The following is a 21,816-nucleotide window of genomic DNA, read 5'->3' on the forward strand; positions in this document are numbered from 1 at the left end:
GCTCACTTCTCCTCGTGTGCTTCGCTGCCGTGCTTGAGGGGTTTCCACCAGTAGGGGGTGTCGCGGTACCAGGCGACGGTGGCCGCCAGGCCCTGGTCGAAGGGGACGTTCGGGCCGTAGCCCAGCTCCTCGCGGATCTTGCTGTCGTCGAGGGAGTACCGCAGGTCGTGGCCCTTGCGGTCGGCGACCCTGCGGACCATCGACCAGTCCGCGTCGCAGAGTTGGAGCACCCGCTCGGTGATGCCGACGTTGGTCTGCTCGTTGCCGCCGCCGACGTTGTAGATCTCGCCGGCCCGGCCCTTGGTGAGCACCAGCTGGACAGCCCGGCAGTGGTCGTCGACGTGCACCCACTCGCGAACGTTCCTGCCGTCCCCGTAGAGCGGCACCTGTTCGCCCTCCATGAGGTTGGTGACGAACAGCGGGATCAGCTTCTCGGGGTGCTGGTAGGGGCCGTAGTTGTTGGAGCAGCGGGTGATCGACACGTCGAGCCCGTGGGTGCGCCAGTACGCGCGGGCGACGAGGTCGGAGCCCGCCTTGGACGCGGAGTAGGGGGAGTTGGGCGCGAGCGGCCACTCCTCCGTCCACGAGCCCTCGGCGATGGAGCCGTACACCTCGTCGGTGGAGACGTGCACGACGCGGTCGACGCCGGTCTCCAGGCACGCGTCCAGCACCGTCTGGGTGCCGCCGACGTTCGTGCGGATGAACTCGGCCGCGGACTCCACCGAGCGGTCCACGTGCGACTCGGCGGCGAAGTGCAGCACCGCGTCGTGCCCGGGGAAGACCTCGCGCAGCAGGTCCAGGTCGCAGATGTCGCCCTCGACGAAGTCCAGCCGCGGGTGCTCGGCGGGCAGGTTCGCCCGGTTCCCGGCGTAGCTGAGCTTGTCCAGCACGGTGACCCGGGCGTCCTCGAAGCCCGGGTGGCCGCCGTCCAGCAGGGTCCGCACGTAGTGCGAGCCGATGAAACCGGCGCCGCCGGTCACCAGGAGCCTCATGCCGCCACCTCGATCCGGGTGTCGTCGCCGACCACCAGGCGGTGGTGGGCCGTGCCGGCGGACGTGGCTCCCACGTGGGCACCGCGTCCGATGAGCGATCCGTGCAGCCCGGGGACGCCGCTGATCCGGGCGCCGTCGAGCACGATGGAGTCCGTGACGTGGGTGCCGCGCAGCTCGCAGTCCCGCCCGACGGAGGTGCCGGGGCCGATGTGGCTGTCCTCGACGAGCGAGCCGGCGCCGATCACCACGGGGCCCTCGACGGTGGAGCGCACCACGCGGGCGCCCGGCTCCACCACGACGGTGCCGTGGACGCGGCTGTGCGCGTCCACCTCGCCCGCCAGGCACGGGCGCAGGCTCTCCAGCATCCGCCGGTTGCACTCCAGGACGTCCTCGGCCCGGCCGGTGTCCTTCCAGTAGCCGTCGTACACGCTGGCCTCGACGCGGCGGCCGTGCGTGACGAGCCACTGGATCGCGTCGGTGATCTCCAGCTCGCCGCGGGCGCTGGGCTCGATGGCGGCCACCGCCTCGTGGACGGCCGGGGTGAAGAAGTAGACGCCGATCAGGGCGAGGTCGCTCTTCGGCTGCGGCGGCTTCTCGACGAGCCGCTCCACCCGTCCCTCGGTGTCGAGTTCGGCCACGCCGAACGAGCGGGGGTCGGGCACCTTGTGCACCACGACCTGCGCCTCGGGGCGGTGCGCCGCGAAGTCCTCGGCGACGGCGGTGATGCCGTCGGGCAGCATGTTGTCGCCGAGGTACATCACGAAGTCGTCCTCGCCGAGGAACGGGCGGGCCAGCGCCACGCAGTGGGCCAGGCCCAGCGGCTTCTCCTGCGGGATGTAGGTGATCCTCACGCCCAGCCGCGTCCCGTCCCCGATGACCTCGGAGATCTGCTGGGCGCGGTCGCCGACGACGACCCCGATCTCGGTGACGCCGAGGTCGCGGATGTTCTCCAGCACGTGTTCCAGCACGGGCTTGTTGGCGATGGGTATGAGCTGCTTGGGCATGGAATAGCTGAACGGCCGCAGGCGGGTTCCCGACCCGCCGGACAGCACCAGAGCCTTCATGACTTATGTCTCCTCACGTGGGGCGGAGGGTCCACCGGCCAGCGGCGCGCGGACCTCGTCCCACCGGGCCAGCAGCCCCGCGGAGCGGGCCTGGGCGAGGGAGGGTGCGCGCGCGTCCTTCTCGGACATCAGCGGCCGTCGCGTGAACCCCCAGGGCAGGGCGAGCTCGCGGTCCAGTGGGTCGATGTCGATCTGGGTGCCCGGCACATAGGTGCTGGACAGCACGTAGCAGATGCAGGTGTCGTCGGCGTGGGTCAGGAAGCCGTGCCCGACCCCTTCGGGCACCAGGACGCTCCGGCCCGACTCGGCGTCCAGTTCGGTGACATGGCAGCGTCCGAAGGTGGGAGAGCCCAGGCGCAGGTCGACGACGATGTCGCGGAAGGCGCCCCGCACGCAGGTGACGTACTTGGCCTGTCCCGGGGGCACCGTGACGCCGTGCAGCCCGCGGAGCGTGTTGCGGCGCGAGGAGGAGTAGTTGATCTGGCGCGGGACGAACGGCTCGCCCGTCGCCTCCTCCAGCAGGTCGGCACGCATCCCCTCGAAGAAGTCGCCGCGCGGGTCGCGGTGCGCGCGCGGGGTGACGACGTACACCCCGGGGACCGGGGTCTCCTCAACGCGCATGCCTCATCCGTCCTCTCCTCTCGTCGCGCCGCCGGGCCCTCGTGCCGCCGGAACGCTCGTGCCGCCGGAACGGCGAAGGCCCCGGCAACCCGTGCCGGGGCCTTGTGGGGGCGTGCTCGGACGTCGGGTTCTTCAGGCGGCTGCCGCCAGCTCCCGCGTCCGGTGCTCCACGGCCGTGCGGAACTCCTCGGCGACGGTGCGTACTTCGGCGTCCGTCAGCCCCTGGTGCAGCGGCAGCAGCAGCGTCGTGTCGGCGGCCAGGTCGGCTCCGGGCAGGACGCTGTCCTCGGCGCGGTAGGCCGGGACCTTGTGCAGCGTCGGGTACCGGAAGGTGGTGTAGATGCCGCGCTCCAGCAGGTCGGCGGCGACCTGGTCGCGGATCGCGGCGTCCATCTGCACCCAGTAGAAGTAGTACGAGCCGCTGTGCCCCTCGGGCAGCTTCGGCGGCAGCGCGACGTCCGCCAGGCCGGCGAGCAGGCTGTCGTACATCGCGGCCACCTCGCGCCTGCGCTCCACGAACTCGGGCAGCCTGCGCAGCTGGACGCTGCCGATCGCGGCGGTCATGTCGTTGCCGATGATGCGGCGCCCGAAGTCCTGCACGTTCAGCTCCCACCAGCGGGGGGAGACCCGTGCCGCGCTGAAGCCGCTGGCCTGCTCGATGCCGTGGTACGCCAAGGTGCGGGCCTTGGCGGCGACCTGGGGGTCGCGTGCGTAGAGGGCCCCGCCGTCACCGGTGACCAGGACCTTCATCGCGTCGAAGCTCCAGATGGCCAGGTCGCCGAAGGTGCCGCAGGCGGTGTCGCCGACGCGGGAGGCGACCGCGCAGGCCGCGTCCTCGATCAGCGTGACGTCGCGCCGGCGGCAGAGCGCGGCGATGGCCTCGATGTCGCCGGGGTGGCCGCCGTAGTGCAGGACCAGGACCGCCTTGGTGCGGGAGGTCAGCGCGGCCTCCACGTGCGCGGCCGTCGGGTTGAGGGTGCGGGGGTCGGTGTCGCAGAACACCGGCCTGGCGCCCGTCGCGGCCACCGCGTTGGCGGCCGCGACGAAGCTCACCGAGGGCAGGACGACGTCGTCCCCGGGGCCGAGTTCCAGCAGCTCCGTGGCGAGGAACAGTCCCGCGGTGCAGGAGTTGATGAACAGCACCTGGTCGGCGTCGGCGCCGAGGTGTGCGGCGAACTCCGCCTCGAAGTTCTTGGTGCGCGGGCCGTGGCCCAGCCAGTTCCCGGCGAACACGTCCGCCACGACGGCGGCTTCCTCCTCGCCCAGGCTGGGCTGGAATACGTTGATCATTCCGTGCCTCTCATGGTCGCTTCCGGCTGCCGTTCCCCGCGGGATTCCGCGTCCTCGGGCTGCCCGGAGTTCTCCGCCGCTCCGTCGCCGTCGCCCCCGTCGGGCTGTTCGGCGTCGTCGGCCTTGTCCGCGTCGTCGGGGTCGTCGGCGATCGGCGGCACCTTGCGCAGGAGGACGGCGACGACGACGGCCACCAGGGCCATGCCGGCGGCGCCGACTATCGAGTTGACCCGCAGGCCCGTGGCGAAGGCGGTGCTCGCCGCGTCCAGCAGCCCGTCGGCGGCCTGCCCGGAGAGGCGTTCGACCTCCGTCATGGCGGCGCCGATCGTGTCCTCGGCCCGGGCCAGCGAGGCCTCCGGCACGCCGTCCGGGGCCAGGGCGTTGATCTGGTTGCGGTAGACGGCCGTGCCCAGGCTGCCGAGGAAGGCGATGCCCAGCGACATGCCCAGCTCGGTGCTGGTCTCCGAAGTGGCCGAGGCGACACCGGACTTCTCCGTGGAGATGGAGCCCAGCGCGAGCGAGGTCGACAGGGCCATGGCGGTGCCGAAGCCGACGGCCATGACGACGAGGCCGGAGACCACGAGCACCACGCCGGAGTTCCGGTCCGCCTGCGCGACCACGGCGAAACCGCCGGCCGTGATCAGGAACGAGCAGGCCAGGACGTAGCCGGGCCGTATCCCCTTGGTGATCTTCGGGCCGAGCATGGAGCTGGCCATGCTGACCGCGGTCGGCGGCAGCGTGCACAGGCCCGCCTGGAGCGGCGAGAGGCCGACGATCATCTGCAGGAACTGCATCAGGAAGAAGTTGATGCCGCCGTTCATGATCATCGCCATGGCCACGGCGGCGATCGGCGTGCTGTAGGACCGCTCCTTGAAGATGTCCAGGTCGAGCAGCGGATGCGTGAGGCGCCGCTGCCTGCGCAGGAACACCAGACAGATCACGGCGCCGACGCCCATGAAGACGAACGGGACGACCTCCAGGCCCTGTTCGGCGCCCTTCTTCAGCCCGTAGACCATGGTCAGGATGCCCGCCAGGGACAGCAGGACGCTGATCACGTCGATCCGGCCGGAGTCCTCCGTCTTGCTCTCCGGCAGCAGCAGGGGCCCCAGCAGCACCAGGAGCAGCATGACCGGCGCGCCCATGAGGAACACCGAGCCCCACCAGAAGTACTCCAGCAGCGCCCCGCCGGCCAGCGGCCCGACGGCCGTTCCGCCCATGAAGGTGGCCATCCACGTCGAGATGGCGAAGGTCCGCTGCGCCTTGTCCCGGAACATGGTGCTCAGCAGCGCCAGCGTGGACGGCATCAGCGTCGAGCCGGACAGCCCGAGCAGCGCGCGCATCACGATCAGCATCTCGGGGCTGGTGGAGAACGCGCCGACGACCGAGGCTGCGGCGAAGGTCACGGAGCCGATCATCAGCAGCCTGCGGCGGCCGAACCGGTCCCCGAGCGAGCCCATCGTGATCAGCGTTCCGGCGATCAGGAACCCGTAGATGTCGATGATCCACAGCAGTTGGGTACCGCTGGGCTTCAGGTCCGCGCTCAGGTGCGGGATCGCCAGGTTCAGCGAGGTCATGCTCAGCGCCAGCAGCAGGGTCGGCAGCGCCAGGACGGCCAGCCCGAGCCACTCCCGCCGTCCTGCGCGGGGTGGCGGTTGTTCAGCCATGTTTCTCTCCTTCAAGGGTGGGTGTTCCGGCACGCACGGGCCGAACACCCGGCAAGCTGCCGGTCGTTCGGCGACCCTCCGTACGGCGGGGCGGTGCGGAGGCCGCGGAGCGGACGCGGGTGGCCACGTCGTCCATCAGGACCCGCGTGGCCACGTCGTCCATCAGCGCGGCCAGCCGGAGGGAGTCCTCGGCGTGCGTCCCCTCGTCGGCGCCGCGCACCGCGCGGCCGAAGTCGGCGAGGACGTTCCCGAACTGGTCGTCCGGGGGCAGCGTGAGCCGCTCGACGCGTCCCTGCTGCTCGATCCTGACGACCGGGCTGTGCGTGGCCGGAGGCGTGTACGCCCACTCGACGACCAGCCGCCCCTCGCTGCCCCAGATCTCGTAGACGGAGCGGTAGGCGTGCTCCATGCCCCAGGTGAGGTGCGCGTACCTGCCGTCCGGCGCGGACAGCAGCGCCGCGCCGGACAGGTCGACGCCGGTGCGCGCGTGCCGGCGCACGGAGGCGCCCAGCACGTCGAGCCGGTCTCCCAGGTAGAGCAGCGCGGTGCTGATCGGGTACACCCCGATCTCGATCAGCGCGCCGCCGCCGACGGGCTGGTAGCGCATGTCCTTCGGCGACTTCGGCGGGAACGCGAACTCGGCGGTCAGCGTGCGGACTTCCCCCACCGCGCCGGAGTCGAGCAGCTCCCGGACGGTGCGGTGCTGGGAGTGCCACCGGTACATCAGGTTCTCCATGAGCGTCAGCCCCCGCTCGCGGGCCAGGGCCGTCAGCCGCCGGGTGCTGCCCAGTTCGCCGGTGAGGGGCTTCTCGCACAGCACGTGCAGCCCGGCGCGGAGCGCCCGCTCGGTCCACTCGGCGTGCATCGTCACCGGAAGCGGGATGTAGACCGCCTCGATGTCGTCCCGGGCCAGCAGCCGCTCGTACCCCTCGACCGCTTCGCCGCCGAACTCCTCGGCGATCTCCCTCGCCTTGGGCAGGCTCCGGCTCGCCGTCGCCACAAGGGTGAGTTCGGGGCGCCGGGCCATCGCGGGGAGCACCCGGCGCCGGGCGATGGAGGCGGCGCCCAGGACGCCGATCCGCACGGGCCCGCTCCGTCCTCCGGGCGGTCCTGCGGGCGGTCCTGCGGTGAACGGGCCGGCCCCGGGCCCCTGTCGGTAGGCCATCACCGGTGGCGGGCGTTCCCGCGGTACTGCGCGGTCAGCCTCTCCAGGGCGGGCACGACGTCGGTCGGGCTCGGCACCGTCAGCATGTTCCGGTGCAGGGCCTCGGTGCCGTCCGCGAAGGCCGGGTCGTCGAGCAGACCGGCCAGCTGTCCGGTCACCGTGCCGGGCGAGTCGTCCTCGCGGTCGACGGCCAGCCCGGCGCCGCTGCGGTGCACGTACCGGGCGATGTCCTCGTAGTACTGGCTCTCCTCGGGCCAGACCAGCTGGGGGACGCGGTACGCCACGGCCGCGCCGAAGGTTCCGCCGCCGCCGTGGTGCACCAGGGCCGAGCAGGTGGGGAGCAGCAGGTTGAGCGGCAGGTAGTCGATCACCCGCACGTTCTCCGGCACGTTCCGCACGCTTTCCAGCTGGACGCTGTTGAGCGTGGCCACCATCTCGACGTCCAGCTTCACGGCGGCCTCGAAGAGCGCGTCGAGGTCGATGACGCTGTCCGCCGGGTAGAAGCTGCGCATGCCGGCGCCCAGCGAGAGGGCGACCCGGCGGCGGCCCGAGCGCGCGTACAGCCAGTCGGGGACCACGCCGGAGCCGTTGAAGGGCACCGGCCTGGAGTACAGGTACGGCAGGTCCAGCGGGGCGCGCAGGCCGATGGCGGGGAAGTTGTCCATGACCCACTGGCCGACCAGCAGTTCGTCGTGGAACTCCAGGCCGTGGCGGCGCAGCAGGGGCCGCATCATCTCGGCCATGGGGTCCGCGTCGGCGGGCGCGCCGGGGCGCCGCCGCTGCTCGGACAGCCGCTGCCGGGTCCAGCCGAAGTCGTCCATGCCCCAGACCAGGCGGGCGTGGGCCGCGCCGCAGGCGGCCGCCGCCACCGCGCCGGGGAAGGCGACCGTGTCCCACAGGACGAGGTCCGGCTGCCAGCCGCGGGCGAACTCGACGAGTTCGTCGGCCATCAGTCCGGCGCCCTCGGCGGTCGGGCGGTCGCTGCAGTAGTTCGTGAACGTCTCGAACACGGGCTTCGTCGGCAGCCGGTGCGGGCTCTCCCCGCCCGGCCCTGACCCCTCGGAGAGTTCTCCGGCCAGGACCTCGACGATGCGGTCGTAGAGCGCTTCGCTCCCCGGCAGCTGCACCTTTCCGAAGCCCTCTCCGCCCACCGGCACGACGAAGAAACCCAAGTCCCTGATGACCTCGGTCATTTCCGGGTGGGTGGCGAAGCAGACGTCGTGTCCGGCTCCCCGGAGTGCTCCGGCCAGCGGAATCACGGGATTGATGTGCGCGAAGGCAGGCGGGACGGTGATGAGAACCCTCATGGGTCTTCCCTTTCTTCGGCTTCCCTGCGCGCCCTGCGAAATCGTCCGGAAGAACTCGACGGAAAAGGGGGCGTTCCCTCGCCCGATTTCCTGTACCGGGGCATGTTTCTGACCATGCGCCGGGACATGTGTCGAGCACACCGGAAAGTCTCTTCGCACCGCGCAAGACCGGCAAGCCACTTGACAAAGAGTTGCAGAAACGGGCGCGACGGGGCGGGCCCGGACCCTCCGGGGCGTCAGGCCCCGGGCCCGGTCTCCCGTCGGCCGATGAAGAGCCCGCGGCCGTTCGGGCCCCCGGGGTGGTACGTCACGGGGCAGCCGGCGGCGGCGAAGGCGTCCTCGTATTCCTGCTGGGTGAAGAGCGAGTACACCTCGTGCTCGGTGAACTCCCGGATGCCCTTCGTGTCCGCCACGGTGTACCGCACCGTCATGCGGCTGCTGCGGCCCTCGCGGGTCGAGTGGGAGAGCCTGCTGACGGCCCGGCCCGGCTCCTGCGCGAGACCGGCCGAGACGAAGCCGTCGAGGAACTTCTCCGGGAACCACCAGGGTTCGGCGACGACGACGCCGCCCGGGGCCAGATGCCGTACGAGCGCGGCGGCGCCGGCGCGCATCTCCGCCTCGTCGGCGGCGTAGGCCAGCGAGAAGCACATGCACAGCACCGCGTCGTAGGTGGTGCCGAGCGCGAAGTCCCGCATGTCCCCGGCGTGCACCCGGCCGTGCGGCAGCTTGGCCTGGGCGATGCGGCGCATCCCCTCGGAGAGCTCCAGGCCGTCGGCGCGGCCGAAGCGGCGGGAGAAGTGCACCAGGTGCTCACCCGTACCGCAGGCCACGTCGAGCACCGAATCGGCGCCGGGATTGCGCTGCTTGACGATGCCGGCCAGTTCGTCCGCCTCGGCCGCCCAGTCACGGCCGCGGGCCGCGTGAATGAAGTCGTAGATCTCGGCGTGCTCCGCGCTGTACGCGGAATGCACGGCCTCCGGTGCGGAACTCATCGTGCCCCCTGTGTCGTTGGTCGGAATTTCCTGCGTCCGTGATGCCGGCGGGTGTGCTCACAACTCCACGAGAACGGAGCCGCTGAGTTTTCCGGCGAGAAGTTCCCGCAGTGCGCGCGGTGCCTCTTCGACGCCCGTGAACCGGTTGTGCGGAAAGGCGAGGGAGCCGTCCTCCAGGCCCTTTCCGAGTGCCGCCTCGAAGTCCGGGATCACATCGGTGTGGTCGAAGACCAGCGTGCCGCGCAGCACGATGCCCTTCCCGATGAGGAGGCCGGTGTCGATCTCGGTGAGCGCGCTGCCGCCGCCCTGCTCGGCCAGCGTCCCGAAGACGGAGATCCGCGCGCCGTGCCGGGCCACCCGCACGGCGGCGCCGAGTTGTTCGCCGCCGACGTTGTCGACGACGGCGTCGATCCCGTCCGGCGCGGCGGCCCGCAGCCGCTCCTCGAAGGTGCCCTCGCCCGCGTTGCGCAGGACGGCCGCGTCGTAGCCCAGTTCCCGCACCACGAAGTCCGCCTTGGCCTGGGAGCCGACGCTGCCGATGACCCGGCCGGCCCCGTGCAGCCGCGCGAACTGGCCGGCCATGACGCCCACCCCGCCGGCCGCGCCGGAGACGAACACCGTGTCGCCCGGGCGTACTTCGGCGCCGCGCACGACGGCGACCCAGGACGCGAAGGACTGGGACAGGTGCGCCGCCGGGTCGGGCAGGCTCGCGGTGTTCAGCGGCTGCACGTCGTCCGGCTCGGGTACGGCCCACTCGCGCCACCCGGCGTGGTGCAGCACCAGCTGACCGGGGCGCAGCCCGCTGTCGCCCGGGGTGATCACCTCGCCGACGGTGGGCGCCATCATGGTCTCCCCGACCCGGAACTCCGGGATGGGCAGCGGGGAGCTCTCCTCCATCAGGGTCCGCATCACGGAGGTGACGGCCATCATGCGGTTGCGCACGAGGACCCCGCCGGGGCCCGGATCGGGCACCGGGACCCGGACCTGCCGGAAGTGCTCGGGGCCCAGCGGTCCCGTCGGGCGACGGGCGAGCCGGATCTCCGTGTGCGTCGCGGGTACGGCAGCCTGCATGACGTTCTCCTCCGAGGTGTTCGTGCCGCGCGGGGTGCGCGCAAGGGAACAGGCCGGCGCACGGGGTGCCGTGCGCCGGCCTGCTGGAAGTGGTGGAGCTGTCGGTGCGGCCGGGCTCAGTGAACCTGGAAGATCTTGTAGTGCCCCTTCTTCAGGAGCATCACGGCGTCGTTCGCGTCCCGGAACCAGTCGATGACGATGTGCCGTCCCGGCGACAGCGGGAGCTTGACCACCTGGGACTCGCCCGGCGACAGCGGGAGCGCGCCGGGTCCGTAGCCGAGCGGGTCGGGCCCCGGCGGGAACTCGCCGTGGTCACCGAACTTGTCGAACCACGCGACCAGTTCCTCCTCCGTCACCCCGTCCTCCAGCTTGAAGACGATGGCCTCGGCGGGCTGGCGGGCCGGCATGGCGTTGGTGAACGTCAGCGGCTGCCCCGCGCGCACCTCGCCCGCCAGGTCGTAGACGGGCTTGCCGTCGGCGGACATCTTCGCCGTGAGCGTGGTCGAGGTCTTCGGCAGCTCACCCTGCGGCGCCCCCTCGACGGTGAGGGTCTGGTACCGGGGCTGGGCGTCGTGGATGTGGTTGAAGTCGAAGAGGTAGTACGTGCCGGGCTCCAGCTTCTGGCTGAACTCGGCCTTCATGCCCGGCCAGATGACCGTGCCCCCGAGCAGGTCGGCCGTGCCCTCCAGCTCGCGGCTGCCCTCGATGATGTCGTCCGGGTTGTTCTGGATGACCTTGCGCAGCACGGTGCGGAACCGGTCCCAGCTCACGCCCGGGTGCAGACGCGCGAGCCCGACGGAGCCGGAGCCCTCGGCCTCGGTCGTCGTCCGGAAGGTGACGGCGCCGGGCGCCGCCTTGCTCGGCGCGTGCAGCCCGTCGGCCGTGGAGCGGATGTCGAGCACCTGCTCGCTCGCCGCCGACGGCGCGGCGGAGACGGCGGCGGGGGCGGCCGGGGCCGGACGGGGCGCCTCGGCGGAGGCCGGTATGACGGCCAGCAGCGCCGCCAGGGTGCCGCCGGCCAGCCCGGCGGCAAGGGTGCGGGGTCTTCTCTTCACGGTGGTGACTCTCCTGATCCGGAGTAGGGGTGAAAGGGAGCTACCCGGTGGGCGGGTCAGCGGCCCGCGAGCTTCTCCAGCTGCGGCACGAAGTCGGCGGGAGCGGGCAGCCGGGCCATCTCCCCGCCGAGCGCGGCCGCGCTCCGCCGGAAGTCCGGCTCGTCCAGCAGCCGCCGGCAGGACCGGACGACCTCGTCGTCCGTGGCCTCGTCGGGGCCGAGCGCGAGGGCCGCGCCGAGCTTCTCCAGCCGCTTGGCGAGCGGCATGAACGCCTTCGACTCGGGGATGATCAGCTGCGGCACCCCGGCGTGCACGGCCGTCAGCGTGGTGGCGCCGCCCGCGTGGTGGACGAGCGCGTCACAGGTGTGCGCGAGGACGTCGAGCGGGATCCAGCCGGTGAGCACACCGGGACGGCGGGCGCGCAGCTCGTCGGCGATCTCGGCGGGCGCGGGGATGACGACCTCGACGTCCGGGCCCTCCAACCGGTCGGCCAGCCAGAGCAGTTGCTCCAGGTTCCGGTCGCTGCTGGCCCGGCTTCCGGCCGTCACGCAGACCCGCTTGCGCGCGGGGCGCGTGTACATCCAGGGTTCGAGGCTGCTCTGCAGGTTTCCCGGGGTCCAGCGCATCAGCTGCACGGGTCCGGGACGGGGCGGCGCCAGCGCGGGCGGTGCCACGCCGATCCGCAGGTCGGGCTCGGGGATGCCGGGCAGGCCGAGTTCGCGCAGTTCGGGTTCGAGGACCCGGCGGGCGCCGTCGTCGGTCCACTCCCACTCGCTCGCGTCCCACTCCTGGAGGACCCAGGGGACGCCGAGCCGCGCCGCGGTCAGCGGGGCCGCGTAGCTCATGGTGCCGCCGACGACGAGGTCGGGACGCCAGTTGCCGGTGATCTCCTTCAGCGAGGCGTAGCCGTCGGCGCCCATGTGCGCGAACCAGGAGCCGATGAACTCCATGAGGGCGCGCGGCTCCTCGGGCACGGTGGCGGGGTTCCCGGCCCGGTCGGACCCGATGTAGTGCCAGATGTCGTGCGGGGTGACCGACAGGGCCGGCAGGCCGGACCGGGAGACGACCGGGGCCATCTCCTCCGGCGCGGCCATGAAGACCTGGTGCCCGGCGTTCCGGACCGCCGTGGCGAGCGGGACGATCCCGAAGATGGTGGCGGGTGAACCCCCGCCGACGAACAGGACTTTCACGGTTCCTCCTGGAAGGTGTCGTCCGACGCGGGTCACGCCCGGGGGCGCCGCCCCCACGCGGAGACGAGCAGCGTCGTCATGTCCCTTGCGTGCGGGCTGCCGAGGGCGTCGACGAAGGACGTGAGCTCCTCCTGCGTCACCAGCCCGTTCTCCACCAGCGTGTGGCCCTCCTGCCGGAGCCGGGTGCCGATCAGCTCGTCGTCCTGCGGCGACTGTCCGGGGCCCGCCGGGGCGACGGAGCCGTCCACGCCGGACAGACCGGCGCGGGCCAGCGCGGACGGGAGGTGCCGGGCCCAGCCCATGTCGGCGCCCTGCTGCTCCATGCGCCGCACGTAGGCGCCGACGAGGGCGCGGCTGACGGGGGTCGCGGCGTGCTCGGCCGGGAGGTAGTAGAAGTCCTGCACCAGCAGCAGACCGCCCGGGGCGAGCCAGCGCGCCGCCCTCGCCAGCGTCTCGTCGGGCCGGGGCAGGTGTTCCAGTACGGCGCGCGCGAGGATCAGGTCGAAGGCGCCCTCCCCGAAGTCCTCCTCCGTGACGTCGGCCCGGCGGACGGACAGGTTGGGGGCGCGGCCGGCGTCCAGGTGGCGCGGGTCGGTGTCGACGGCGAGGACGCTGCCCCGCTCGGCGCGGCCGGCCAGCCAGTACGCCATCGAGCCCGCGCCGGCGCCCAACTCCAGGCACCTGGCGTCGGACGGGAGCCCCAGGCGGTCGATCAGGGCTCGGGTGCCGGGGTCGTACTTCTGCTCGAACAGCCGCAGCTGGTCGAGCGGGGACAACTGCCCCCTGGTCAGGGACCCGGTGCTCCGGGCTGACGCCATCTCTCCCCCTCGGGTGTCTCTCGGCTTGCCTCGGCGGGCCCGCTCAGCCCGCGGCCTCCGGGCCGCGCACCTCTTCCACGACGGTGCACATCACGAGCTGCGGCGGTGCGACCTCCAGATCGGCGATGTCCGGCTGGCCCGCCTGGTTCCGGGGGTCGGCCATGTACGCCGCGAAGGCCGCCTCGTCCACCCACTGCGGGTAGTTGACGTAGGTGCCGCCGTCGTGGCTGATGAAGGGCTCGGCGGAGATGAAGCCGGGGAAGCCCCGCTTCCACTCCCCGCTGCGGAGCAGCCCCGCGAGGCGGTGCGCGTTGCCGGCGGTGCCGACGTGCCGCGTCGCCACGCAGACGACGCCCGGGAGCCGCCCGGCGTCGGGCCCGTCGAGGCCGGGCACGGGCACGCCGCTGAAGGTGTGCGCCTCCTGTACGGCGGGACGCTCGGCCAGGCCGCGCAGGACCTCGCCGGCGGGGCCGCCGAGCGCCTCGCGGTGGTCGGCCTCCGAGGCCCACTCGCCGCGCACCACGGTGGTGGTGCCGTCCTGGCTGAGGTGGACCCGCGCGCGGGCGAACCCCCGGGCGTGCCGCACCCGTTGGCGCAGCTCCTGCCGGATGGTGCGGGCCAGTTCCTCGCCGGCGGCGCGGTCCCGCGCGTGCAGCGTGCAGAAGGTCACGCAGCCCGGCGCTCCGGCGCCCGTCGGGCGGTCAGCGGAAGTCGTCGGCATGCTCGGTGACCCACTCACGGAAGGTGCGGGGCGCGCGGCCCAGGACCTGTGCCACGTGGTCGGTGACGGTCTCGGGCTCCTTCACCAGCATCGCGAAGTAGTCCAGCGCGCCGGCGGCGTACGACTCGGGCCAGCCGACCTCCACCATCGCGGCCTTGGCCGCGTCCGCGGGGACGTCCTCCCAGCGCAGGTCGCGTCCGGTGACCTCGGCGATGACGGCCAACTGGTCGATCTGCGGCAGGGCTTCGGGGCCGGTCACCACGTAGCGCCGGCCCGCGTGCCCGTCCCGCGTGAGCGCGCGTACGGCCACGGCGGCGACGTCGGCCTCGTGGATGGGCGAGCGGGCCGCCTCGCCGTACGGGGAGCGCATGACGCCGCTCTCCTTGAGCTGCGCCGCCCAGCCGATCCGGGTGTTGCAGGCGAATCCCGTGGTCTGGAGGAAGGTCCATTCCAGGGAGGTCTTCTCGATCTGCTGTTCCAGATAGGCGTGGCACCTGTTTCCGACCGGCTCCAGGCCGATGTGCACACCGATCGAGGAAATGAAGACGACCCTGCGGGTGTGCTTCTCCAGCTTTTCCAGAACGGCGGGAACCGTGTCCACGTCGAGCGTGAAGAACGGCCACATCAGAAATACGGCGTCCACGCCTTCGAGGCACGCGTCCAGGCTGTCCGGGTCGGCGAGGCTGCCGTGGAACACCTCGGCGCCCGGCGGAATCCGGTCGCTGTTCGGGTCGTTCTCCAGGACCAGGGCGCGGGTCTCCACCCCGGCGTCGAGGAGCTGGGCCACGGCGTGCGGGCCGACGTTGCCCGTCGCGCCGGTCACGAGTACGCGCTGCTGCTTCGCCATGCGAGGCGTCTCCTTCGTCTCGGTCACCGGCACCGGCACAGGGGCCCGGAGACATGAGAAGGCTGCCCGGGTGGAACCCGGGCAGCCGGCTGCCGCTTCCGCTCAAAAGGTCCGGCGGAAGGTCTGTTCACGCGGTGTAGGGCGTCTTCTCCCTGGCCTCGCGCAGCGCGTTGCCCCACCAGACGAGCTGGTCCGTCAGGGACTTGGCCGCGCCCTCGCTGCCCTCGGGGCTGACCGCCTGGCCGTCCTTCTCGAAGGCGCCCCAGGCGTTGTGGAAGCTGATCATGTCGCGCACGGTGGTCGCGTGGACCTCCGCGAAGATCTGCCGCAGGTGCTCGGCGGCGCGCAGGCCGCCGCCCATCCCGCCGTAGCTGATCAGGCCGACCGGCTTGGCCTTCCACTCGTCGAGGTACCAGTCGATGACGTTCTTGAGGGAGGCCGGCACCGAGTGGTTGTACTCGGGCGTGACGACCGCGAACGCGTCCGCCGCCGTCAGCCGCGCCGAGAGCTTGTCCAGCACCTTCTGGGTGGCCTCGTCGGGCTCGGCGCCGACCATGACGTCGGGCATCTTGGAGGTGATGGGGTAGTCCGCGAGGTCGATCGCGTCCACGGTGACGCCTCCGTGCCGCTCGGCCTGACCGGCGAACCACTGGGCGACCGTGGGGCCGAACCGGCCGTCGCGAATACTGCCGGTGATGACGGCGAGCTTAATCGGATTCTCCTGCACAGTGACGCTCCCAACGTCTCGGGAAATTGCCGCGGGACGTAATTCCCCCGCGACGGGGGGCCGTTGAACCGGCCGGGGCTTGTGGACAAGTCTCTTCACGCGCGCGCGGCCGCCGCAAGTGGGTTGACACAGAGTTGTAGTTGACTTCACCGGCTTTCAGAACACGGTGGATTCCGGCCGGTGCTTCTCGGCCATTTCCGTGAGCACCGGCACCAGTTCGGCCGGCCCCGGTACGGCCTGCGCCGCCGCGTGCAGCCGGTCGGCCCCCTGCTGGAACGCCGGGTCGCCGAGCAGCCGGAGCAGCCCCTCGCGCAGGCTCCCGGCGGACACCTCCGCGGAGTCGAGGACGAGCCCCGCGCCGCTGTCCGCGACGTGCCGGACCTGCCGCAGCGCGAAGGGGTCCGGGCTGGGGACGGCCAGTTGCGGCACCCGGTGGTGCAGCGCGGCCATGACCGTGCCGTTGCCGCCGTGGTGGATGATCGCCGAGCAGGTCGGCAGCAGCAGGTTGAGCGGCAGGTAGTCGATCAGCCGCACGTTCTCGGGCACGGCCTGTCCGGCCGCCTGGCCCTCCAGCTGGTTCTGGTTCAGGGTGGCCACCACCTCGATGTCCAGCCCGGCCACCGCCTCGAACAGTTCCGAGGCCAGGTCGGTGCCGCCCAGGAAGGCCCGCCCGCTCATGCCGAGCGAGATGCACACCCGAGGCCGCTGCGGCGGGGTGCGCAGCCACTCGGGCACCTCGGCCGGACCGTGGTACGGCGTCCAGCGCACCGGCACCGAGCGGGTCTCGACGGGCAGCCGGAGCGCGTCCGGCGTCGGGTCGACCGTCCACTGGCCCAGCAGCAGCTCCTCGTCGAACCGCTGCCCGAACCGGCGCAGTTGGGGCTCCATCATGGCGGCCATGGCGTCCGAGGGGCCGCCCGGTTCGCCGCCGGAGCGGCGCAGCTGCTCACGGTAGGTCTGCCGCATCCAGCCGACGTAGTCCTGGCCCCACAGCAGCCGGGCGTGCGCGGCGCCGGAGGCGCGCGCCGCGACGGGGGCGGGGAAGAACAGCGGGTCCCAGAGCACCAGTTCGGGCTTCCAGTACCGGGCGAAGCGCACCAGCTCGTCCGTCATCGGCCGCGCGCCGCCGGGCGGCGCCGGGGTGTAGTGGTACGCGAAGGGCGCCATCATGTACGCCTTCAGCAGGGACCGCAGGTCCCGGGTGGCCTCGTCCATGGGGAGCGCCCCGACGACGGCCTCCAGCCGCTCGTCGCCCGCGGCCGAGCGGCTGGAGGCCCGCAGGTCCACGTCGTCCGCCAGGGGCACCGGGAACAGGCCCGCCGCCTGGACGGCGCCGGCCACCTGCGGGTGCGAGACGATCCGCACCTCGTGCCCCGCGCTCTGGAAGGCCCAGGCCAGGGGCACGACCGGGAGCAGGTGTGCCGGTGCCGGGATGATCCCGAACAGAATCCTCATGTACCGTCGCCGCCTTTCGCAGCCTGTGGAGGGAGAGTGGGGCGCGTTCACGCGGGTCCCGGGCCCCGCTGCCAGGACAGGTGGAAGGTCAGCGCGCGGAACCTCCAGCCCTGCTCCGTACGCGCCGCCTCGCAGGTGTAGTGGCCGCCGATCTCGAACAGCGGCCCCGGGCGCCCGTGTCGCTCCGGGTGGACGTGCGTGGCGCGCATCCGGAACCGCACGTCCGCCAGGTCCCCGCGCAGCGCGGTCCGGACGCGGAACGACCGGTGGCGGGTGCTCTCGAACTTGGCCTTGGCCTCGTGGTGGAACGCGGCGACGCCGTCCAGCCCGTCGACCTCCCCGATGGGGAAGCGGAGCCGGGCGTCCCGGGTGAAGACCGTGCGGGGCCACTCGGCGTCGAAGCCGTTCGCGTCGTGGGTGTCCAGCAACACCGTGTAGCGGGCGACGAGTTCCCTGATCCGGCGCCGGTCCTCGCCGGGCGGCCGCCGCGCCGGACCGGCGGGCGGCCGCGCGGCGGTCGGGAACGTCACCGGTTCCGGTCCTCGCGCCGCCACCAGGTGCCGGCGCCGGCGAAGCCGGTCTCGGCGCGCGACCAGCGGGCGAGAGCGCGCTCCCGGCGGGGGGCGGCCGCGCCGGGCCGCGCGCCCCGGGCGAGCAACACCGCGGTGAGGGCGGCGACTTCGGCCGCGTCCGGGTTGCCCCGGGTCACGCGGAGGTACGGGGCGGGCGCCGGCTGTGCGGGGTCCGTGCTGTGCGGCATCGCGGGCTCCTCCTCACTGCGGCGGGTTTCCGTGCTTGCGGGACGGGAGGTCGGCGTGCTTGGCCCGGAGCATGGCCAGCAAGCCGATGAGCACCTGCCGGGTCTCGGCCGGATCGATGACGTCGTCGATCAGCCCGCGCTCGGCCGCGTAGTACGGGTGCATCAGCTCGGCCCGGTACTCCTTCACCCGCTGCCCGCGCACCGCCTCGGGGTCCTCGGCCGCGGCGATCTCCCGGCGGAAGATGACGTTCGCGGCGCCCTCGGCGCCCATCACGGCGATCTCGTTGGCCGGCCAGGCCAGGGCCACGTCGGCGCCGATCGCGTGCGAGTCCATGACGATGTACGCGCCGCCGTACGCCTTGCGCAGCACCAGCGAGACCCGCGGGACGCTCGCGTTGCAGTAGGCGTACAGCAGCTTCGCCCCGCGCCGGATGATGCCGTCGTGCTCCTGGCTCACCCCGGGCAGGAAGCCGGGTACGTCGACGAGGGTGACCAGCGGGATGTTGAAGGCGTCGCAGAACTGCACGAAGCGGGCCGCCTTCTCGGAGGCGGTGATGTCCAGGGCGCCGGCCATGGACTGCGGCTGATTGGCCACGATGCCGACGGTCTGCCCGTCCAGCCGCGCGAAGGCGCACACCACGTTCGCCGCCCAGGCGGCGCTGATCTCGAAGTACTGCCCGTCGTCGACGACTTCCTCGATGACGGTGCGCACGTCGTAGGCGCAGTTGCCCTCCAGCTGCGCCACCTCGCGCAGGGCGCCGGTGGGGCGGTCGGCCGGGTCGTCGGAGGGCTCCTCGGGTGCCAGTTCGCGGTTGTTCGAGGGCAGCAGGGAGATCAGGTAGCGGACCTCCTCCAGGCAGCTCTCCTCGTCGTCGTGGACGAACTGGGCCACCCCGGAGGTGCCGCCGTGCACATCGGCGCCGCCGAGCCCGTTGTGGCTGATCTTCTCGCCCGTCACCGTCTCGACCACGTCGGGCCCGGTGATGAACATCTGCGCGGTCTCCCGGACCATGAACACGAAGTCCGTCAGCGCGGGGCTGTACGCGGCACCGCCGGCGCACGGGCCGAGCATCACGCTGATCTGCGGGATGACGCCGGACGCGCGGGTGTTGCGGCGGAAGATGCCGCCGTACCCGGCCAGCGCGGTGACGCCCTCCTGGATGCGGGCCCCGGCCCCGTCGTTGAGGGACACCAGCGGGGCGCCGACCGCGACGGCCCGGTCCATCAGCTTGTGGATCTTCTCGGCGTGGGCCTCGCCCAGGGCGCCGCCGAAGATGCGGAAGTCGTGGGCGTAGACGAAGACCGTCCGGCCGTAGACCGTTCCCCAGCCGGTGATCACGCCGTCGGTGGCGGGCCGTTTGCGCTCCAGGCCGAAGCCGGTGGCGCGGTGCCTGCGGAGCCCTTCCAGCTCGTGGAAGGAGCCCTCGTCCAGCAGCAGGGCGATGCGTTCGCGCGCGGTGAGTTTGCCCTTGGCGTGCTGTCGTTCGGTGGCCCGCGCGTCCCCGCGCAGCATCTCCTCCTTGACGGAGGCGAGTTCCTCGAGATGAGCCGATGCCATGCCAGTCACTCTCCTGTCGGTGGTCAGGCCCAGGCCGCCGCCCGGACCGGGGGCGGGCCGGGCAGCGGGAGCGGTGCGAGCAGTCCCGCGGGATCGGGCGCGTACAGGCAGTCGGCGGGCAGCCAGCGCACCGCTTCCGGCCAGGCGACGTCGCCCCGTACCGCGGCGGCGGCCACGTGCACGACGTGCGAGGAGCCGCAGGAGACGTTGTCCACCGTCCAGCCGCGCGGGCGCTCGGGTCCCTCCGCTCCGGCGGGTCCGGGGCCGCTGCCCAGGTAGTCGGCCGAGAGGCTGCGGCCCAGGCCGGTGCCCAGGCCCTTGAGGTACGCCTCCTTCCGCGTCCACAGCCGGCCGAAGGCCAACTGCCGCTCCCGGGACGCCGATCGCTCCAGCTCCTCCTGTTCCGCGGGGTGCAGGGACGAGGAGCACAGCTCGACGGTCTCCGCCGCCGGGAGCTTCTCCACGTCGACGCCGACGGGCTCGGTGGCGACGCCGAACAGGGCCAGGCCGTTGCTGTGCGAGAGCGAGAAGTGCAGCGGGGTGTCCGGGTACGCGACGGCCGGCCTGCCGTGGGCCTCGCCGCAGCCCGGGCACGCCTCGCGGGTGAAGCGGATCTCGCCGGGGCGCACGTCCAGGTAGGCGGCGAGCACCCGGCGCAGCGCGATGTGCGCCGACAGGTACAGCAGCCGGTCGTGCGGCAGCGAGAAGGCCGCGGCCCTGGCCCGTTCCCGCTCGTCGAGTTCGGCGGTGACGAGCGGGTCGGCGGGCGGTTCGGTCCACGGCTGGCGCAGCATCCACAGGTCGAGCCGGCCGCGCGGGACGGGGTCCGGCCCGGCGTACCCGGTCACCGGTGCCCGCCGAGGTGCGCGGAGCCGGCCTCCTCCCGCACGGTGGCGGCCGCGAGCGGAGTGCCGTCCGTGCCGGGCTCGTCCTCCAGCCGGAGCGCCACCTTGGCGGCGAGCTCGGCCACGCTGTCGTCCAGGACGGTGACGACGCCGATGTCGACGCCGAAGGACAGCTGGAGCAGCTGCTTCAGGTGCAGTCCGAGGATCGAGCCGACGCCCTGGGTGTGCAGCGGGCGGCTGGTGTCGACGCGGTGCGCGGACGGCACCTCCAGCAGCCGGGTCAGCTCGCCGGCCACGAAGGTCTCGATGCCGCGGATGCGGGCGTCGATGTCCTGCGCCAGCAGCGCGGAGCGCGCGGGGGCGCGGCCCTGGGGAACGGTGGTCGCGGTCATCTTCGGGTGTCCTCTTCCTCGTCCGGTCGGCGCCGTCCGGCCAGCGCGGTGAGCAGGCCGAGGGCGCCGAGCGCGGTGATGACGTACAGCGCCGGGCGCTCGTCGGCGGCGGCGGTCAGCAGTGCGGCGGTGGTGGTCAGTGACACGACGGCGCCCAGCTGGACACCGGTCTGGTAGAGCGGGACGGCCAGGCCCCGGTCCGCCGCCGGAATCCCGGACGTCGCCTGCATGTTGAGCGCGCCGAAGGCGCCCACGAAGGCGGCGCCCACCAGCAGCAGCGTGGGCAGCAGCCCCGTCGCGTAGGTGCCGGGACCGGGCCCGGCGAGCAGCCAGAGGTGGCCGAGCAGCGCGGCGAGGGCGCCGAGCGCGATCAGCCGCCGGGTGCCGTGGCGCTGGACCATGCGCGGGGTGAGCAGCGCCGAGCCGACCAGTGGCAGGCAGGCGGGCAGGAACGCGAGCGCGGTCTGCCAGGGCGCCCAGCCGCGTTCGGTGTGCAGCGCGAAGACGGCGGTCAGCAGCAGCGCCAGGTACGAGCCGTTGAGGGTGGCCGCGCCGAGCGCGGAGCGCAGCAGCGGGCCGTCGCGCAGCACCCGCGCGGGCAGCAGCGGGGGCCGGGCCGCGCGCGCGGGCTCGTCGGGGATCAGCCGCCAGGCGAGGGGCAGCAGCACCAGGGCCGCGGCGGCGGGGAAGAGCAGGGGGCCGCGCCAGCTGAGCGCGGTGAGGGCGCCGGAGAGCAGCAGCCCGACGGCGAAGCCGGCCGCGCCGAACAGCGAGTAGACGGAGACGGCGCGCCGCTGCCGGGGCCCCTCGGGGAAGACGGTGGTGATGATGGCCAGTCCGGCGGGCGCGGTGAGCGCGGCGCAGGCACCCTTGACGACCCGGGTGAGCACCAGCACGGCGCCGCTGTCGGCCAGTCCGCCCGCGACGGAGGCGAGGACGAAGACGGCCAGCGCGGTCAGGTAGACGCGGCGGCGGCCGAAGCGGGAGGTGATCCGGGGGCCGAGCAGCAGCAGTCCGCCGAAGCCGAGCGCGAAGCCGCTCATGACCCAGTGCACGCCCCACAGGGACAGGCCGAGCCCGTCCGCCGTGGCGGGCAGCGCGGGCAGCACGACGGACACTTCGAGCGCGTCGATGAGCATGTTCCCCGCGAGCACGAACAGCAGGGACCACAGGCGGAGTCGGGCTCCCGGGTGGGAGTGGGTGGTGGTCATGTCTCTCGTCACCGTCCGCGGGTCACGGGTGGAGGAGGTGGGCGGAGGGAGGGGCCGGCCGCGATGCTGCG

At 72.8% G+C, this 21,816-nt stretch carries 22 protein-coding genes; all 22 read right to left on the reverse strand.

Translation table 11 applies throughout. The features are described from left to right. Positions 1-2: 2 nt before the first annotated feature. The 22 genes from rfbB to HCC30_RS15030 all read right to left on the reverse strand — a co-directional run bounded on the left by rfbB (position 3) and on the right by HCC30_RS15030 (position 21,745). Positions 3-992: a dTDP-glucose 4,6-dehydratase gene (gene rfbB / locus HCC30_RS14925; protein WP_169442997.1), complete on the reverse strand. Its 990-nt coding sequence runs from the start codon at positions 990-992 to the stop codon at positions 3-5. Beyond that, the gene (locus HCC30_RS14930; RefSeq protein ID WP_169442998.1) at positions 989-2,056 is read right to left on the reverse strand and encodes a glucose-1-phosphate thymidylyltransferase; all 1,068 of its coding nucleotides are present in this window, start codon (positions 2,054-2,056) and stop codon (positions 989-991) included. Before HCC30_RS14930 ends, rfbB begins: the two co-directional genes overlap by 4 nt. 3 nt (positions 2,057-2,059) lie before the next feature. Continuing rightward, positions 2,060-2,677: a dTDP-4-dehydrorhamnose 3,5-epimerase family protein gene (locus HCC30_RS14935; protein ID WP_169442999.1), complete on the reverse strand. Its 618-nt coding sequence runs from the start codon at positions 2,675-2,677 to the stop codon at positions 2,060-2,062. 132 nt (positions 2,678-2,809) lie between these two features. Next, entirely contained in the window at positions 2,810-3,967 is a 1,158-nt protein-coding gene (locus HCC30_RS14940; protein WP_169443000.1) for a DegT/DnrJ/EryC1/StrS family aminotransferase, read from the reverse strand. Continuing rightward, positions 3,964-5,631, reverse strand: coding sequence for an MFS transporter (locus tag HCC30_RS14945; RefSeq protein ID WP_169443001.1), 1,668 nt, complete (start codon positions 5,629-5,631; stop codon positions 3,964-3,966). The genes HCC30_RS14940 and HCC30_RS14945 overlap by 4 nt, the downstream gene beginning before the upstream one ends. Next, complete coding sequence (locus HCC30_RS14950) at positions 5,624-6,715, reverse strand: Gfo/Idh/MocA family oxidoreductase (protein WP_346776638.1); 1,092 nt, start codon at positions 6,713-6,715, stop codon at positions 5,624-5,626. Before HCC30_RS14950 ends, HCC30_RS14945 begins: the two co-directional genes overlap by 8 nt. Positions 6,716-6,795: 80 nt before the next feature. Then, positions 6,796-8,103, reverse strand: coding sequence for a nucleotide disphospho-sugar-binding domain-containing protein (locus HCC30_RS14955; protein ID WP_169443003.1), 1,308 nt, complete (start codon positions 8,101-8,103; stop codon positions 6,796-6,798). Between the two features lie 236 nt (positions 8,104-8,339). Beyond that, positions 8,340-9,095, reverse strand: coding sequence for a class I SAM-dependent methyltransferase (locus tag HCC30_RS14960; RefSeq protein WP_169443004.1), 756 nt, complete (start codon positions 9,093-9,095; stop codon positions 8,340-8,342). A 57-nt stretch (positions 9,096-9,152) separates the two neighbouring features. Next, positions 9,153-10,166, reverse strand: a complete 1,014-nt coding sequence (locus HCC30_RS14965) for an NADP-dependent oxidoreductase (protein WP_169443005.1) — start codon at positions 10,164-10,166, stop codon at positions 9,153-9,155. A 116-nt stretch (positions 10,167-10,282) separates the two neighbouring features. Continuing rightward, positions 10,283-11,221 (reverse strand): hypothetical protein, encoded by a 939-nt coding sequence (locus HCC30_RS14970; RefSeq protein WP_169443006.1) that lies wholly within the window; start codon positions 11,219-11,221, stop codon positions 10,283-10,285. 56 nt (positions 11,222-11,277) lie between these two features. Further along, positions 11,278-12,411 (reverse strand): glycosyltransferase, encoded by a 1,134-nt coding sequence (locus HCC30_RS14975; protein ID WP_169443007.1) that lies wholly within the window; start codon positions 12,409-12,411, stop codon positions 11,278-11,280. Between the two features lie 32 nt (positions 12,412-12,443). Next, positions 12,444-13,229 (reverse strand): class I SAM-dependent methyltransferase, encoded by a 786-nt coding sequence (locus tag HCC30_RS14980; protein WP_169443008.1) that lies wholly within the window; start codon positions 13,227-13,229, stop codon positions 12,444-12,446. A gap of 43 nt (positions 13,230-13,272) precedes the next feature. Next, positions 13,273-13,899 carry an antibiotic biosynthesis monooxygenase gene (locus HCC30_RS14985; protein WP_169443009.1) on the reverse strand — a complete coding sequence of 209 codons (627 nt, stop codon included), beginning with the start codon at positions 13,897-13,899 and terminating at the stop codon, positions 13,273-13,275. A 31-nt stretch (positions 13,900-13,930) separates the two neighbouring features. Then, positions 13,931-14,797, reverse strand: a complete 867-nt coding sequence (locus HCC30_RS14990; RefSeq protein WP_169443010.1) for an NAD(P)H-binding protein — start codon at positions 14,795-14,797, stop codon at positions 13,931-13,933. A 127-nt stretch (positions 14,798-14,924) separates the two neighbouring features. Further along, on the reverse strand, positions 14,925-15,524 hold the full coding sequence (locus HCC30_RS14995; protein WP_169443011.1) for an NAD(P)H-dependent oxidoreductase: 600 nt from the start codon (positions 15,522-15,524) through the stop codon (positions 14,925-14,927). A gap of 156 nt (positions 15,525-15,680) precedes the next feature. Next, the gene (locus HCC30_RS15000) at positions 15,681-16,979 is read right to left on the reverse strand and encodes an activator-dependent family glycosyltransferase (RefSeq protein ID WP_169443012.1); all 1,299 of its coding nucleotides are present in this window, start codon (positions 16,977-16,979) and stop codon (positions 15,681-15,683) included. A 47-nt stretch (positions 16,980-17,026) separates the two neighbouring features. Continuing rightward, positions 17,027-17,509, reverse strand: coding sequence for a nuclear transport factor 2 family protein (locus tag HCC30_RS15005; protein WP_169443013.1), 483 nt, complete (start codon positions 17,507-17,509; stop codon positions 17,027-17,029). Then, the gene (locus HCC30_RS15010; protein ID WP_169443014.1) at positions 17,506-17,739 is read right to left on the reverse strand and encodes an acyl-CoA carboxylase subunit epsilon; all 234 of its coding nucleotides are present in this window, start codon (positions 17,737-17,739) and stop codon (positions 17,506-17,508) included. Before HCC30_RS15010 ends, HCC30_RS15005 begins: the two co-directional genes overlap by 4 nt. A gap of 13 nt (positions 17,740-17,752) precedes the next feature. Beyond that, entirely contained in the window at positions 17,753-19,297 is a 1,545-nt protein-coding gene (locus HCC30_RS15015) for an acyl-CoA carboxylase subunit beta (protein WP_169443015.1), read from the reverse strand. 23 nt (positions 19,298-19,320) lie between these two features. After that, on the reverse strand, positions 19,321-20,145 hold the full coding sequence (locus tag HCC30_RS15020; protein ID WP_206323842.1) for a 4'-phosphopantetheinyl transferase superfamily protein: 825 nt from the start codon (positions 20,143-20,145) through the stop codon (positions 19,321-19,323). After that, positions 20,142-20,534 (reverse strand): acyl carrier protein, encoded by a 393-nt coding sequence (locus HCC30_RS15025; protein WP_169443016.1) that lies wholly within the window; start codon positions 20,532-20,534, stop codon positions 20,142-20,144. The genes HCC30_RS15020 and HCC30_RS15025 overlap by 4 nt, the downstream gene beginning before the upstream one ends. Beyond that, positions 20,531-21,745 carry an MFS transporter gene (locus HCC30_RS15030; protein ID WP_169443017.1) on the reverse strand — a complete coding sequence of 405 codons (1,215 nt, stop codon included), beginning with the start codon at positions 21,743-21,745 and terminating at the stop codon, positions 20,531-20,533. Before HCC30_RS15030 ends, HCC30_RS15025 begins: the two co-directional genes overlap by 4 nt. Positions 21,746-21,816 lie beyond the last annotated feature (71 nt).

The sequence above is a fragment of the Streptomyces sp. HNM0574 genome (genome assembly GCF_012726235.1).
Taxonomy (GTDB): Bacteria; Actinomycetota; Actinomycetes; order Streptomycetales; family Streptomycetaceae; genus Streptomyces.

What these genes read in the sequence shown, in the direction of transcription:
- HCC30_RS14955 (WP_169443003.1), bottom strand. Translation starts at nt 8,103, where the DNA reads ATGAGGGTTCTCATCACCGTCCCGCCTGCCTTCGCGCACATCAATCCC.
- HCC30_RS14965 (WP_169443005.1), bottom strand. Translation starts at nt 10,166, where the DNA reads ATGCAGGCTGCCGTACCCGCGACGCACACGGAGATCCGGCTCGCCCGT.
- HCC30_RS15025 (WP_169443016.1), bottom strand. Translation starts at nt 20,534, where the DNA reads ATGACCGCGACCACCGTTCCCCAGGGCCGCGCCCCCGCGCGCTCCGCG.
- HCC30_RS14935 (WP_169442999.1), bottom strand. Translation starts at nt 2,677, where the DNA reads ATGCGCGTTGAGGAGACCCCGGTCCCCGGGGTGTACGTCGTCACCCCG.
- HCC30_RS14940 (WP_169443000.1), bottom strand. Translation starts at nt 3,967, where the DNA reads ATGATCAACGTATTCCAGCCCAGCCTGGGCGAGGAGGAAGCCGCCGTC.
- HCC30_RS15000 (WP_169443012.1), bottom strand. Translation starts at nt 16,979, where the DNA reads ATGAGGATTCTGTTCGGGATCATCCCGGCACCGGCACACCTGCTCCCG.
- HCC30_RS14930 (WP_169442998.1), bottom strand. Translation starts at nt 2,056, where the DNA reads ATGAAGGCTCTGGTGCTGTCCGGCGGGTCGGGAACCCGCCTGCGGCCG.
- HCC30_RS15010 (WP_169443014.1), bottom strand. Translation starts at nt 17,739, where the DNA reads ATGCCGCACAGCACGGACCCCGCACAGCCGGCGCCCGCCCCGTACCTC.
- HCC30_RS14960 (WP_169443004.1), bottom strand. Translation starts at nt 9,095, where the DNA reads ATGAGTTCCGCACCGGAGGCCGTGCATTCCGCGTACAGCGCGGAGCAC.
- HCC30_RS15030 (WP_169443017.1), bottom strand. Translation starts at nt 21,745, where the DNA reads ATGACCACCACCCACTCCCACCCGGGAGCCCGACTCCGCCTGTGGTCC.
- HCC30_RS14945 (WP_169443001.1), bottom strand. Translation starts at nt 5,631, where the DNA reads ATGGCTGAACAACCGCCACCCCGCGCAGGACGGCGGGAGTGGCTCGGG.
- rfbB (WP_169442997.1), bottom strand. Translation starts at nt 992, where the DNA reads ATGAGGCTCCTGGTGACCGGCGGCGCCGGTTTCATCGGCTCGCACTAC.
- HCC30_RS14990 (WP_169443010.1), bottom strand. Translation starts at nt 14,797, where the DNA reads ATGGCGAAGCAGCAGCGCGTACTCGTGACCGGCGCGACGGGCAACGTC.
- HCC30_RS14980 (WP_169443008.1), bottom strand. Translation starts at nt 13,229, where the DNA reads ATGGCGTCAGCCCGGAGCACCGGGTCCCTGACCAGGGGGCAGTTGTCC.
- HCC30_RS15015 (WP_169443015.1), bottom strand. Translation starts at nt 19,297, where the DNA reads ATGGCATCGGCTCATCTCGAGGAACTCGCCTCCGTCAAGGAGGAGATG.